Here is a 14594-nt window from a genome sequence, read left to right as displayed (position 1 = left end):
TGAATTAAGCTTATGTATAAGCCCGTTTTCATAATAACAGACCCTGTAGTTATTACAGTAAAAAAAAATCCGGTGATAATTATCCTCGGCAATCCGGAAACACTCGTTGTTTTCCAGCCCGTCGGCCGATGTGAAGTTTTTAAAGTGCTGGCCGTCAAACCTGCTCACGCCTTTATCGGTGGCCAGCCAGATAAAACCCTTGCTGTCCTGCATTAAATAGTTAACCCTTGAACTGGGCAAGCCATCAGGCGAGCTATAATTTTTCAGGTAAACTAACTGATATGGAATGTCGGCATATCCCCGGCCCGGGAATAGAAACAGTGCTATTATTAAAAGTTTAAAAAAAAGGCTTTTTAGCGGCATTCTATAATTTGTATACATCGCTGCTTTTATCAATATGCAATGATACGGTGTATGGCTTTGTTTTGTTGTATCACCGATAAATTTAAAAAGAAATGATTTGTATTTAAATACAGTTTGAAAACGGCGAGGGAGCCGATCCAGTGTAAAACAGACGCGTATATGTATGATTGATTGTCTATTAAAGCAAACAGCACAATAGCTTTTGGCTAATTGTGCTGTTTGACGCTATGCTATATGCTAAGCTTAACTTTCGTTATATTTAGACTGTAAAATTAAAACGGATACCCGATTGCCAGGTTAAACACACTCCGGTTAAAGTTGAAATCCCAGCGTGGCTCATTAACACGTACATATGGTGTACGAAGAGGGATACCTAAATCTGTACGTAATACCAGTACGGTTAAATCAAACCTTAAACCAAAGCCGGCATCAACGGCAAAATCATTTAAGAAGCTTTTGGTAAACACGGCGCCCGGCTGTGATCCGTTGGAGTGCAGTAGCCAGATGTTACCCGCATCAACAAATAAAGCTCCGCGTACTATGCTGAATAGCTTTGGCCTGTACTCAATGTTAGCTTCTATCTTGATATCACCAGATTCATCGGCAAGGAAGCCGCCTGTGCCTACACCGCTGCTTGGGTCAAATGAACCCGGCCCTATGGCCCTTGCCCTGAAACCCCGTAAGCTGTTAGGGCCACCAATAAAGAATTGCTGGCTATAAGGTAACTGTGTTGAGTTGCCATAGGGTAAACCTACACCCACAATAAGCCTGCTGGCTATAGTGCTGTTTTGCCCTGTTTTATGAAAATACCTGATCTCGTTTTCGAGTTTCACAAACTGGTTAAATATGGCGCCGAACAATTTTTTAGGTTTTCCACCGGCACTATCTGCACCGGTAACTAAGCCGTAAATATTGTTTGAAAGGCTGATCTTTCCATTATAATAAAGCGTATTGGTACGATAATCCTCGTTGGTATTGGTATAAGTGAAGCTATAGCTTGGGCCCAGGATGAACTGTTTATCGATAACATGCTTTAAGGCTGGGTTTACCGGAACGTCTTTCCTGTCGATACTGTCTTTATATTTCTGCGACACGCTCAGCGGATTTACAAACTGAAAATTGATGAGGTTAAGCTCATGTGACCGGTGTTCTGTTTCGCGCCACTGATAACCGAATGATAAGTTATATGAATTTAAGTTATAGAGTTTTTGACGGTTTACTATTGAATATCCCAAGCTCAGATTAGTATGTGGGATATAGGCATCGGCCGCTTTTGGGTAGATAGGTCCGATAAAGCGCGGCCATGAAAGCGTTGTCTGGATACCGGCCTGATACACATTATAGCCTGCATTTTGGCCCCCCACCTGAACATCGGTACTCCCAAAAAGTGTTACCTTTAAAGCCTCGGCACCTTTAAAGGCGTTACGATTAAGCCAGTTTAAATTTACCTGTGTACCAGTGTAGTTAGCCGATGTGGTGCGGCCTAAAATATCAAGCGACAGCGATTTCTTTTTGTATTGGGTTAAAAAATAATAAACATCCAGCTTCGATGAATCGGCAGATACATCTTCAAACCTGTTTTTAACAAATTTATACGGACCCAGATTAATGAAGCGGTTAAGCGAGTTGTTATGTGCAGTACGGTTGTAAACCTGGCCCGGGCGCATCAGCACCGTATTGGCAAAAGTATAGGTATGTACGGTGTTACGACGCTCAACAATATTATACCATTTATAAAAAACAGCTTTATCCTTCATCAGCGAGGTGTCCCTTAACGAGTAACTCGGATACACATAAATATTGTTGATGGTATAAATGTTTTGGGCGCGGCCAGGTGTTTCATTTTTAACAGCCACAAAAATATCAACCTGATGCCCGGCTATAGTGCTATCTACGTGCATGATCAAATGTTCGGGTGAGAAATAATAAAAGCCTTCTTCTTTCAACCGGGCATCAATACGCAGGCGTTCGGTTTTAATAACATCAAGGTTATATTTATTGCCGACTTTTAGCAGCGTTTTTGCCGATGTTCCGGCTACTGCGGTATCGATAGTGCGGGTACCCCGCGGAAATACCACCTTCCTGATCTTATAGCCAGGCCCGGTTACTGCTGTATAAACCGCCTTGGCAACTTTTGATGTTGGCTTTTTGCTCACCGTATCGCCGCTTACCTGCGCCTGAAAATAGCTTTCGTTTTGCAGCCTGTTTTGCAGGATCTTGCTGTTTTGCTCAAGGTTAACAGAACTAATAAGCACAGGAGGCTCACCCTTTTTATTAAGCCAGTGGGCAAGGCCTTTGCTTTTATTGGTTTTTGTTTTAAAGTACAGCCACAATTTAAAACGCATACCTAATATGGTACTGTTGGGTATAGGTCTTAATAAAGCGCCAAGTTCCTCACTCAAGGCTTTTTTTTCGCTTTTTTTCAAAACCGAGTCTTTGATTACTACCTCGCCGCCGGTGTATAACTTTTGGCCCGGCGCCAAAAACTTGGTGGTACTGCAGGCACTCAGTAAAACACATGATGAAAGCAGTATATATTTTAAATGTTTGGTCATGGGCTTAGTTTGAAGTAGTTTGCGGTTTGTTTTCCTGTTGCTGCTGCATATTCTTTTGCTCCAACGCTTTATCCGCCTCGTCCTGTTTTTCTTTTTTCTCTTTTTGTTCCTGCTGATATTGGCGGCGTAACCTGCGTTCTTCAGGGGTACGCTTGCGGAAGATCTCGCGGAAACGGTTATAATCAACAGTTAGGGTAAAGCCTACGCCAGTTTCAATGATCTGTCCCTGTATCACAATAAATTCGTCGCGGCGGTAAGCACGCAGGGTGTAGCGGCCGTCTTTACTTAGTTTATAGGCTATGGATACGTCGCCCGCGATGTTCGATGCTTTTTGACCGGGTTGATTACCTTCCAGGTTAAAATTATTGCCAACACTTACGGTAAGCCTGTCATTCAGGAAGCGCTTGGACAGGCCAACGTTGAGGTCGGTACGATTGGTGGCCGTGCCCGATGAGTAATCCTCACCTGAGGTTAAACCGAAATTCAGATCAACTCCTGATATTAAACTTCCTGCAAGCCTGTTTAACTGGTCAGATAACAGGCTGCTTACGCTGTTACGGATGGTGCCCTCTACGGTAGTACCCGCACCCTGGCTTTGCAGCGGATTATCGCCAATAAAGTGCCCCAGTACAAGTACACCTAATACCTGCTTGTTTAGTTCGTTAGGGTCCTGGCGTATCTGGGTAAGGCGGGTATTAACCGTACTTACCACTTCGGATGACACAGAATAAGAACTGTCTGGCAGTACAATGTCAAAGCTGATAGTTGGTGTGAGCAGCTGATCTTTCAGGTTAAGGTTAACATTGAAAGGTAGCTTTTGCTTATACATCGTACTATTTTGCGCATCCGAAAGCTGGTTTGAAACCAGGTCAATTGGTGGTACATTGGCTACGTAAATAGCGGTAAGATCAATATTGGCACTGGTTGGGTCTCCAGTCCAAACAATAGTACTGCCTTTTTTAAAGTTAAAAGTGCGCTTAACAGTTGCATAGGCCAGGTTGTACGAGCCTGAGTTAACCACATAAGTACCGGTAAGGTTTATTTTGCCGCTTGGGTCAATGCCGCCATTCAGGCTGGCCTCGCCTTTAAGGTGTACGATATCGCCGTTTCGCTCATCAACTACAATAGTAAACGCAGCATTTTTATTTACGTTGATAGTTGCAGAAACATCCAACCCTGTAACATCCGATTTTTTGAGCGAATCCAGTTGCCTGGCCAGCAGGATGGAATCCATTTTAGGGGCATTTTTATCAATAAAGTCAACCACTCCCTTCCGGTCTTCCAGCGCCGGGTCATTGGTAGGCAGCACAAAAGTCATATCGGTTTTGTCGTTAACAGTAAGGTTGGCATCAACCACCGGCTTAGTCATATTGCCGCGGACCTTGATGCGGGTATCCACATACAGTTTGCCGTAGTAAAGTTTGTTATCGGCCTGGGTTGAGTTAGTAACTCTGAAGTTATTGGCATTAATATCCATGCCGAAGGCAAAATCGGTGTAAGTTTTGGTGTAGATACTGCCGCTTACTATGGCCTTGTTGCCAGTTGAATCAACCAACGTAAAATCATTAAAGCGGATCCCTTCGTTGTTGAAAGTAATGCTTTCCTGCGGCATCCTGAAATAGGAGTTAAGCATAGCCACGTTAAAGCCTACTTTGTTAAAGTTGATATCTCCCCGTACAGAAGGCGCATCTGTAGTGCCTGATATTTTAAGTGCTCCGGTAATATTACCTGTGGCATTACGCAGGCTACCAAAGCTAAATCCCTCGATGCTCTTCATGCTCAGGTTCACGATATTCAGGTCGAGATCAAAACGGCTTTCGGGCGTGGTGTAATACGTTCCATTCAAATCAACCTGATTGCCTTTGCCGGTAATGCTCATTTGAGCGGCGTAGGCATTCTGCGTTTGGTTATTTACTTTGAGGGCTATATTGCCCACCGTATCTCCTTTAAAATTAAAATTATCAACGTTTATGGCAGCGGTAAATACAGGACTGGTTTGGAAGTTGCTTACGGTAGCATCACCATTAATGATACCACCCACCTGTAACGAGTCCTGTTTGGCCATTTTAGTAAGCGCCTCAATATGGAAATTATTGAACTTGATATTCAGCGGGCTGTTAAACTCTTGTGTGCTGCTGTTAACGCTAAGGATCTGGTTGTTGTTGCTAATAGTGAAGTTATGCGCCAGGATTCCTTTTGGCCCGTATTGTAAAAAGTTATCATCACTAACCGCCCATGGCAAATAATCCAGCAATAAGCCATCTTTATTAAAGCTAAACTGGTATTCATTTGGCAACAGACTGAAAGTACCCGCTATACGGAAACGTTCTTTTTTTGCTGCGTCGCGGATTTGAACGCTCAAGCCTGCTTTGTTATCCTGTGCGGCACCTGAGATGCTGGTATACAACAGATCGACAGAACTTCCCACCTTCACTTCATCAACAGAAAAATTATAATTGAGCGCATTATTAGCAGTGTTAATGTTAAGCGATGCTTTGTTAACTGTGTTGGTGCCGTAAACAACTTTTGGTATGGAGCCTTTAACAACAAGTTCGCCGGTTTGACTATTAAAGCTGCCGTTCAGCAAAACCGGGTCAAGCTGTTTCAGGTCGGGGGCAAACTGGGTAAGCAATGGCGTTTTAACCAGTTTGGCTTCAAACGTAAACTGCTGCGGAGAATATTTAACCACAGGTGCGGGTTTGGCTTTTATCGTTTTGCCGCCTTTAGTTTTAACAGCTACCTGCTGCCCGCCTGCAATAGCGGTGTTGAAATATTTATTGATCACATCCTGCAGGGCCGGGGCTATCTGGGTAAGTTTATACTTGCCGGCCATGTGGGCAGACATGACAGGAGTTTTCAAGCGTAATGTACTGCTATCGGCGCTGGCTGTCGAGATGAGGCTGATAGTGTCCATCCGGATGCGCTGGCCTTTGTTTACTACCAACAGGTCGGTTGCTTTAATATCGGCGTTCAGGTAATCGGGATCGGCAGTTGGTACATCAGCCACAATCTTGCCATGAAAACGCATATCGTCCTTGACAAAATTCAGGTTTTTGAGGTTGATGCTATCCACACTTAACGTGGCCTTAACTGCCGGGTATTTTTTGTTGAGATTGGCTTTAGCATCCAGGCTGAAATTAATGTTAGGATCTTTCATGGTAGCAACTGCTGTATAGGCCCCATTGCTTGATGTACCTTTCATTACCAGGTTTTGGTAAGTGTAGCCTTTAACATAAGCTTTTGCAATATTGCCGTTAAAAGCTATGCTTGCCTTTTTAGGATCGAGGCTGGCACCTTTTAAATTAGCATTCATGGTAATGCGGCCAACCATTTGTGGTTGTTTGGTAAGCGCGCCAAGGTTAAGCTCGTTAACTTTAATATTGGCTGTATAAGTTGCCGTGTTTTTGTTTTGCCCATTCTTCAAAGTCGCAATCAGATCAACAGCGCCATAGCTCGAGCGCAGGCTCATTTTGGTATTAAAGCTGTACATGCTTCCTTTAAAATTACCTTTCAAGCTCATTTTTTCGGGGATGCTCACATTTGGCGGAATACTACCTGCTGGAGCAAGCTTGGCTATATCACTGTGACTGGTACTGAAATCGGCAATACTAATATCAAATGTAGCTTTGTTTACATCGGGCAGGCCTTTCATTTTTGCCGAGGCCTTGATATGCGTACTGCTTAAGCCGGTTACTTCCAGGTTAGGGATCTCGAGGTTGTTTACCTGCCCACTCACCCGGCCGTTGATTTTGAATACCGTACCCGGTGACGATTTAAAGGGTTCTATGCTGGCCATGCTTGGCATCAGCAGTAAAACATCCTTTAGACCCAAACGGATGCCATCTAAATTGGCATTGATACCCAGCGCGCCAATGTTTTTGGTGATGGCATCAATAGAAGGGTAACGTACCTGTACCGACTTTTGTAGTGTGGTATTCGGCGTTTCCAGCAACAGGTCATTCATATAAGCATTAGTTGGCCCGTACAGGAATGCCGTATGAAACTTATTGATCTTTAAACCGCTTTTTTCGGCAAAGGTAAAGGAGTTAATTTTGCCCGAAATGGTATCAGGGCTATAGGAAATATTTTCAGCTTCGGCATTAAGACTTCGGATGTCCATATGGCCAAAATCGAGACCTTTAAGGATAGCCTTCTGCGCTTCATTATCGAACTTAATATTATCGTTAGTAAAAGTTACTTTTCTAATTGTTGCCCGCCAGGCAGATTTGGTAGGAGAGGATACCAGCGTATCCAGTTTTTTAATGGTTTTAACAACTTCTTTAACCACAGTTTTAGGCTTGGCTAAACTAAGGCCTGCTTTGGTATCACTCAGTTCGATGCTTTTGATGCCTACCTTTTGATTCTTTAAGTCTATCTTGTCCATCTCCACCAAAAACTTGCTTAGGTCCACCTTGGCACCCATTTCGGCACTTCGATAATCAACCTTAATTTTAGAGATATCGATCACCCCTAAATTCAAATCCATATTCAAAGGTGTGGTAGCGGTATCAGGTGGTGGGATGGCGTTGGTCGGCGATTGGATGATCTTAGCATTTACATCGCTCAGGGTAATTTTCGGTATGGTGAACTTCATCTTATCCATATCAAAATCCTTAACGCGGGTGTCAAAATGGCCAAGCAAAAACTTTACATCGTTGCCTGTAATGGCATCCTTGTATTTTATGTTGATCTTATCGAGAACGATCTTATCAACAGAAAACTTCATGGTTGATGTAGTATCGGTAGGTTCTACTTCTTTTTTTTGTTCGCCAACAAAAGCCTTGATAATGTAATCGAAGTTAAACACACTGTCGGCCCCACGGTTTACATTGGCCGTAATGCCCTGCAGGTTTACTTCGTTTACTTCAACCTGGCTGTGCAGCAGCTTGAGCATGCTGATATCAACCTTTAATCTTTCGCCGGCTATGAGGGTGTCTTTTTTCTGATCTTCAAAATACACGTCCTCCAAAACTAACAGTTTAGGCAGGCCAAGGCTGATATGGCCAATCTTAACTTTGGTGTGGATTTTATTCTGTAAAAAAGTTACGGCTTTGTCTTTCGCGAAGTTTTGAACAGCAGGAACCTGTATCAAAATTACTACAAGGATAACCAGCAGAACTACACTTACCAGTATCCAAAGTATCGTTTTAAGGGTTATTCGTAGTATTTTTTTCAATTGTATTTGTATTTCAAAGGTGAAGATGCTGTTGATCAATATAAACAAATAACATGCTAAGTATAGCAGTTTGCTGTGTGTTGTTGTATAATTTACAAAATGGGGCGGCTTTAATTAAATTTCCACAGCGCTACTTTTTAACAGTCTACATCCCTAACTTGTTTTAACTTTGTACCTCATAAAGATTTTGTTGAAACGGATTTACTATGCCTGATTTTTCACACCTCCACGTACATACCCAATTCTCCCTGCTTGATGGGGCAGCCGATATTTCCAAGCTGTATAAAAAAGCCGCTAAGGATGGGATGAAGGCCCTTGCTATTACCGACCACGGCAACATGTTCGGCGTATTTAAGTTTGTAGCCGAAGCCGGTAAACACAATGTAAAACCCATTGTAGGTTGCGAGTTTTACGTGGTTGAAGACAGGCATAAAAAGCAATTTACCAAAGAAAATAAGGATGTTCGCCGCCATCAACTGATGCTGGCTAAAAACCCTACGGGCTACAAAAACCTGGTTAAGCTATGCTCATTGGGATATATGGAAGGGCTGTATAGCAAATGGCCTCGTATTGATAAGGAACTGATCTTAAAATACCACGAAGGTATCATTGCTACTACCTGTTGTATTGGGGCTTCGGTACCACAAGCCATTTTAAGGGATACGCCCGAAAATGCCGAAAAGGAGTTTAAATGGTGGCTGGATTTGTTTGGTGAGGACTTTTATATCGAGTTACAGCGTCACGAAATCCCGGAGCAGCAAATTATCAATAATGTGCTGCTCACTTATGCTAAAAAGTATAACGTAAAAGTGATTTGTTCAAACGATTCGCATTACGTGGATCAGCAAGACTCAAACGCGCACGATATTTTGCTTTGCGTAAACACAGGCGATATGCAAAGCACCCCAATAGCTACCGACGAGGAAGGTGGTAAAGGCTATCGTTTCGGTTTCCCTAACGATCAGTTTTACTTTAAAACACAGGAGGAAATGGGCAAGCTGTTCCATGACCTGCCCGAGTCACTGGATAATACCAATGAAATTGTTGACAAGGTGGAGGTGTTAAAGCTAAAACGCGATATCCTGCTGCCTAATTATGTAATTCCTGAAGAGTTTAAGATCCACAAAACACCCGATGCCGATACTTTAAATCAATGGGAATACCTGAAGCACCTTACCTTTATGGGCGCCAAGGAGCGTTATCGTGATATTAGTCCGGAAACCGAAGAACGCATCAATTTTGAGTTGTTCACCATTCGTACTATGGGTTTTGCAGGGTACTTCCTCATCGTGGCAGACTTTATAAAGGCTGGCCGCGATATGGGCGTGTTCATTGGCCCGGGACGTGGTTCGGCGGCGGGATCGGTAGTGGCTTACTGTACCGGGATCACGAATATTGATCCGATGAAGTACAACCTCCTGTTTGAGAGGTTCCTAAACCCCGACCGTAAATCGATGCCCGATATTGATACGGACTTTGATGATGCCGGTCGCCAGCGGGTTATTGACTATGTGGTTGATAAATATGGCAAAAACCAGGTAGCGCAGATCATTACCTATGGCTCGATGGCTGCCCGCACCAGTATCCAGGACGTGGGCCGTGTATTGGATATGCCACTGGCCGATGTAAGTGCCATGAAGAAACTGGTGCCTGAAACCCTGGGTATCACCCTCAAAGATGCCATTGAACAGGTGCCGGAACTAAAAGAGATCCTGAACGGTAACGACCTAAAAGCACAGGTATTGCGTGAAGCCGAAAAACTGGAAGGATCGGTACGTAATACCGGTGTACACGCCGCAGGTATCATCATTGCCCCTTATGACCTTACCGAGATTGTACCGGTAGCGACAGCAAAAGATTCGGACTTACTGGTTACCCAATATGATGGCCGCGTAATTGAGGATGCGGGTGTAATTAAGATGGATTTTTTGGGTTTAAAAACCCTTACCATTATTAAGGATGCCCTGCGCATGATCAGGCAAAATCATGGTGTGGTGATCGATATCGACTACATCCCGCTTGATGATATTAAAACTTATGAGCTTTATCAGCGCGGCGATACCAACGGTACTTTCCAGTTTGAAAGTGATGGTATGCAAATGTACCTGCGCGAGCTTAAGCCCGATAAGTTTGAGGATTTAATTGCCATGAACGCCCTTTACCGTCCGGGCCCGATAGAGTATATCCCAAACTTTATTGCCCGTAAGCATGGCCGCGAACCGATAGTGTTCGATTTACCTGACATGGAGGAATACCTGGGTGAGACCTATGGTATTACTGTGTACCAGGAACAGGTGATGCTTCTGTCGCAAAAGTTAGCAGGCTTTAGTAAAGGTGATGCCGACGTTTTGCGTAAGGCGATGGGTAAAAAGCAGATTGAGGTACTGAACAAGATGGAAGCCCAGTTCATGGACGGGGCGATAGCTAAAGGCCATCCAAAAGATAAGCTTACCAAAATCTGGACCGACTGGAAAGCATTTGCCCAGTACGCGTTCAACAAATCGCACTCTACATGTTATGCTTTCGTGGCATACCAAACAGCTTACTTAAAAGCACACTATCCGTCAGAGTACATGGCGGCGGTTTTGAATAACCAGAACAATATTGAAAAAATTACCTTCTTCATGGAGGAGTGCCGCCGTATGGGCGTTGAGGTATTAGGGCCGGATATCAACGAGTCGGACATGGCGTTTGCGGTGAACAAGCGTGGCCAGGTACGTTTCGGGTTAACCGGCGTAAAAGGTGTGGGTGATAAAGCGGTGGAAAGTATCATTGAAGAACGTAATGCCAACGGCCCGTTTGAAACAGTATATGATTTTGCAAGGCGTTCCAATACCCGTAGTGTCAACCGTAAATCTTACGAGAACCTTGTTTATGGTGGTGCGTTTGATGGCTTTGGAATTCCGCGTGCACAGTTTTTTGCCAAAACCGAGTTGGGTACATTAACAGGTGTTGAACGCCTGATCAAATATGCTAACGATTATCAGAATGTACAAAGCAGTTCGCAATCGTCATTATTTGGCGGTTCGGTGGCATCTTATGTACCAGAGCCTGCTATGCCTGATGTTGAAGAATGGCCGCTGATAGAAAAGCTGAAGTACGAAAAAATGGTTATCGGAATTTATTTGACCGGTCACCCCTTGGATAATTATAAGGTTGAACTTAAACGTTTTTGTAACGCAAACATCAGCGATTTGAAACTGATGCAAAAAGCCCGGTCAGGTGAAGGCGGCGAAGATGTAACTGCGGCGTTCAATGAACTACGCCGTCGCGGTGAGTTAAGGATAGGTGGCCTGGTATCAAGCGTTCAGCATAAAATGACTAAAACGGGTAAGCCATTCGGCACATTTGTGTTTGAGGATTACAATGAATCGTATGAGTTTGCGTTGTTTGGTGATGATTATGTAAAATTCCGTAATATGATGATGGAAGGCTACTTCCTGCATATTAAAGGAAACATTGAAGAAAAGTTCCGCCAGAAAGATAACTGGGATTTGCGCATCATGGTGATGGACCTGCTATCAGAAATGCGGGATAAACTTACCAAATCATTAACTGTTTGCATTGATGTACAAATGCTCAACAGTAAACTGCTGGATGATATCCAGCACATGATAGATGATAACAATCAAAAGTATCCAGTTAAAAATTGTAAGCTCCGTTTCCAAATCAAGGATAGGGAAGAGGTTATGCTTGTTGAACTGTCATCTAAATCATTCAAGGTAAATCCAAGCGATGATTTTATGGCGGGGATACATAGTTTGACTAATGAGGAGCCGGTGCTGAGTTAAGGTAGTTATGAAGCTTGATATAGTTAAATTTATAGGTTAAATTTGTTTAACAAGTGATCGTTATTATGGAAACAGAAGTTATTAGGGAAAGACTGCAAGAGTATATCCGTTTTGCTGACGATAAAAAAGTAGCCGCGATATATACCATGGTTGAGAGTGAGATACAAGATGAGCTTGATTTATGGGAGGATCAGGATTTTTTAAATGAAATGAAAAGCCGCGTAGATGATTATGAAAGTGGCAGAGTTGTTGGAATTCCCTGGGAGCAGGTTAAGAAAAATGCAAGAGCACGGTAGTTCTGATGAGATATAACATTTAATTACTTCCGAAAGCCGAAATAGAATATCAGAAAGCATACAGGTGGTATGAGGAGCAATTAACCGGATTGGGAGATCGTTTTGAAACCTCTGTTGAGCGAAAATTAAATAGTATAAGTAATAATCCTCTTTTTTATCCTAATAAAAGCGGGAAAATACGGGAATGTAAAGTGGATGACTTCCCTTTTTTGATCATTTTTAGAGTTTACTCTGAAAAGGGTCTCATCTTTGTTTATTCAATATTCCATACCAGTCGCCGTCCTGGTAAAAAATACAAGAAAAGCCTGTAGAGATATCGTTTTACAACATCTACATTTTACACTTCCACTTTCACCACCTCATCATCCTGTTTCACTAAAGTATAACAAGTATAATCAGGCTTAATTACTTCGCCATTAGCATTAGTTACAGTCATGTAATGGCTTCCCCATCTTTCGAGGGTGTAAAATATAGATGATAGTTCTTCGCCGATAGGGGTGAGGGAATATTCAACCCTTGGCGGTACTTCGGGAAAAATATGGCGGGATACTATGCCGTCTTCTTCCAGTTCGCGGATCTGTTGCGAAAGCATCTTTTCGGTCATGCCGGGGATGGCCCGGTTTATCTCGCTGTAACGCTTCTGACCGCTTAATAATTGGTTTATTATACTCAGTTTCCACTTACCACTAATCACGCTTAGGGCTGCTGCCATAGCGCAGGAGTGATCGGAATGTCTGTTTTTTGTCATAATGAAAAAGGCGATATGTCGATTGCATCAAACCGGTCCATAACCTACCAAAAAGTATGTTGCACACAAAATGGTGCATTCTTGTGGGTAGCTATAACTCACTGTACCTTTGATGTATCAATAACAAAGATAATGAAAAAGTTACAAGGAAAAACAGCAGTAATAACAGGCGGCAACAGTGGTATAGGCCTGGCCACAGCACAAGAATTCATCGCACAAGGTGCAAAAGTGATCATCACCGGCAGGAACCAAAAATCAATCAACGAAGCAATTGAAACACTTGGTGCTGATGCTCAAGGTGTAATTGCAGATAGCGGCGACATCAACCAGGTTAAGCAATTGGGTGAAAAGGTAAAAGCTATTGCCGAAAAAATTGACATCGTATTTGCTAATGCAGGTATTGGCCAGTTCAATTCAACTGAGCAAATGAGCGAGCAGATGTTTGATGATATCATGAACATCAACTTTAAAGGTGCCTACTTCAGTATTCAGCAATTGTTGCCTTTAATTAATGATGGCGGCTCTATCATCCTGAATACATCAATTAACGCACATATTGGTATGGCCGGAGCAACTGTTTATGCAGCAAGTAAAGCAGCATTGCTTTCATTAGCTAAAAACATTTCGGCCGAGTTGTTGCCACGTCGCATCAGGGTTAACTCTGTAAGCCCTGGTCCGGTTGTAACACCTTTACACACTGCCGATAAATTAGGCTTAACCCAGGAACAATTGGAAGGCATGGGTTCCGAACTGATCAAACAGATCCCAATGGGCCGTTTTGGTTTGGCCGAAGAAATTGCCAAAACAGTTACCTTCTTCGCTTCTGACGATTCAACATTTATAACCGGTGCCGAATTGATTGCTGACGGCGGTATGGCTACTTTGAAAGGTGCATAAACCCCTCTAAATCTCCCCTGAAGGGGAGACTTTTAAAAACCTATCTTCCGTGAAAATTTGATCAAGATATAATTCATGGAGGCATGATAAATTTATTAACTGATGACCGGCGGCTGTGGCTTCCGGTCATTTTTTGTTTTGATGAGGTAAATAATATAACTGAAGATACCAATAGATAAGGCGACTACCCCATCAATGAAAATGCCGCCGAAAAGTACGGCCATCTCGGGCATACCACATCGCCCGGCCGGGTGAGAGGATGAGGGTGGTGGTGGCGGAACAAGATACGGAAGGGCTGCAACTGTTAACGCTATGCCCAATCCCCATGACAATACGGTACTGCCTATTATAGGTAATATGATCCGACCCTTTATCCTTAATGATGAAAGGATCATTTGTACAACCGGGGCAATAAGCCAAATTAAAAAGATAAGCATTTCGATATAATTATATTGCTGCCTTTTCTTACATTAATTTATAGTACGTTATAAAACTACAAACTCCAATAACCGGAACTATAAAGCCTACATTTAAGATACCTATTGATATAAATATAGTGCATCCTATAGCACATTTGATATCGGCAGGTACGCTATATAGCGAAATCATAAAAGAAAGGGTGGCTAAGCCTGCTGCCAGCAAAAGCGACAAAAATATAATTATGGATAAAGGCAATTTGATTTGACCGTTTATCCTGCGTGATGATAGCTTAAACTGGAGTATCGGCGTAAAGAAGTTAAGTAACAGCGGGATAATAATCGTAAACAT

The 14594-nt window shown here is 42.9% G+C and carries 9 protein-coding genes; 4 read left to right on the top strand and 5 right to left on the bottom strand.

Features of this window, described 5'->3' with window-relative positions; translation table 11 throughout:
* The 3 genes from BLS28_RS22560 to BLS28_RS22550 form a co-directional block, all read right to left on the bottom strand.
* Positions 1-363: two-component regulator propeller domain-containing protein (locus tag BLS28_RS22560; RefSeq protein WP_305367613.1), on the bottom strand; the 363-nt coding region annotated here is incomplete at its 3' end.
* A gap of 272 nt (positions 364-635) precedes the next feature.
* Complete coding sequence (tamL, locus tag BLS28_RS22555; protein ID WP_091172662.1) at positions 636-2918, bottom strand: translocation and assembly module lipoprotein TamL; 2283 nt, start codon at positions 2916-2918, stop codon at positions 636-638.
* A gap of 4 nt (positions 2919-2922) precedes the next feature.
* Complete coding sequence (locus BLS28_RS22550; protein ID WP_091172675.1) at positions 2923-8094, bottom strand: translocation/assembly module TamB domain-containing protein; 5172 nt, start codon at positions 8092-8094, stop codon at positions 2923-2925.
* A 206-nt stretch (positions 8095-8300) separates the two neighbouring features.
* On the opposite strand from BLS28_RS22550, the gene dnaE reads away from it, so the two are divergent.
* The 3 genes from dnaE (at position 8301) to BLS28_RS31635 (ending at position 12492) form a co-directional block, all read left to right on the top strand.
* Positions 8301-11885, top strand: coding sequence for a DNA polymerase III subunit alpha (gene dnaE / locus BLS28_RS22545; protein WP_091172660.1), 3585 nt, complete (start codon positions 8301-8303; stop codon positions 11883-11885).
* 65 nt (positions 11886-11950) lie between these two features.
* Positions 11951-12181, top strand: coding sequence for an addiction module protein (locus BLS28_RS22540; protein WP_091172657.1), 231 nt, complete (start codon positions 11951-11953; stop codon positions 12179-12181).
* Positions 12182-12222: 41 nt separating this feature from the next.
* The gene (locus tag BLS28_RS31635; protein ID WP_091172655.1) at positions 12223-12492 is read left to right on the top strand and encodes a type II toxin-antitoxin system RelE/ParE family toxin; all 270 of its coding nucleotides are present in this window, start codon (positions 12223-12225) and stop codon (positions 12490-12492) included.
* A 26-nt stretch (positions 12493-12518) separates the two neighbouring features.
* Here the strand turns inward: BLS28_RS31635 and BLS28_RS22530 are convergent, their stop codons facing one another.
* A complete protein-coding gene (locus tag BLS28_RS22530; protein WP_091172653.1) occupies positions 12519-12929 on the bottom strand; it encodes a winged helix-turn-helix transcriptional regulator in 411 nt (136 codons plus the stop codon).
* Between the two features lie 132 nt (positions 12930-13061).
* Here BLS28_RS22530 and BLS28_RS22525 point away from each other — a divergent pair, with 132 nt between their 5' ends.
* On the top strand, positions 13062-13826 hold the full coding sequence (locus BLS28_RS22525; RefSeq protein WP_091172651.1) for an SDR family oxidoreductase: 765 nt from the start codon (positions 13062-13064) through the stop codon (positions 13824-13826).
* 95 nt (positions 13827-13921) lie between these two features.
* On the opposite strand, the gene BLS28_RS22520 is transcribed toward BLS28_RS22525, so the two are convergent.
* On the bottom strand, positions 13922-14263 hold the full coding sequence (locus BLS28_RS22520; protein WP_091172648.1) for a hypothetical protein: 342 nt from the start codon (positions 14261-14263) through the stop codon (positions 13922-13924).
* Positions 14264-14594 lie beyond the last annotated feature (331 nt).

It is taken from the genome of Mucilaginibacter gossypii, from assembly GCF_900100945.1.
Taxonomy (GTDB): Bacteria; Bacteroidota; Bacteroidia; order Sphingobacteriales; family Sphingobacteriaceae; genus Mucilaginibacter; species Mucilaginibacter gossypii.
This window is presented reverse-complemented; position numbering and strand designations above follow the sequence as displayed.

Excerpts from the sequence above, each read along its gene's own strand:
- tamL (WP_091172662.1), bottom strand. The coding sequence starts at position 2,918 with ATGACCAAACATTTAAAATATATACTGCTTTCATCATGTGTTTTACTG.
- BLS28_RS22530 (WP_091172653.1), bottom strand. The coding sequence starts at position 12,929 with ATGACAAAAAACAGACATTCCGATCACTCCTGCGCTATGGCAGCAGCC.
- dnaE (WP_091172660.1), top strand. The coding sequence starts at position 8,301 with ATGCCTGATTTTTCACACCTCCACGTACATACCCAATTCTCCCTGCTT.
- BLS28_RS22540 (WP_091172657.1), top strand. The coding sequence starts at position 11,951 with ATGGAAACAGAAGTTATTAGGGAAAGACTGCAAGAGTATATCCGTTTT.
- BLS28_RS22520 (WP_091172648.1), bottom strand. The coding sequence starts at position 14,263 with ATGCTTATCTTTTTAATTTGGCTTATTGCCCCGGTTGTACAAATGATC.
- BLS28_RS22525 (WP_091172651.1), top strand. The coding sequence starts at position 13,062 with ATGAAAAAGTTACAAGGAAAAACAGCAGTAATAACAGGCGGCAACAGT.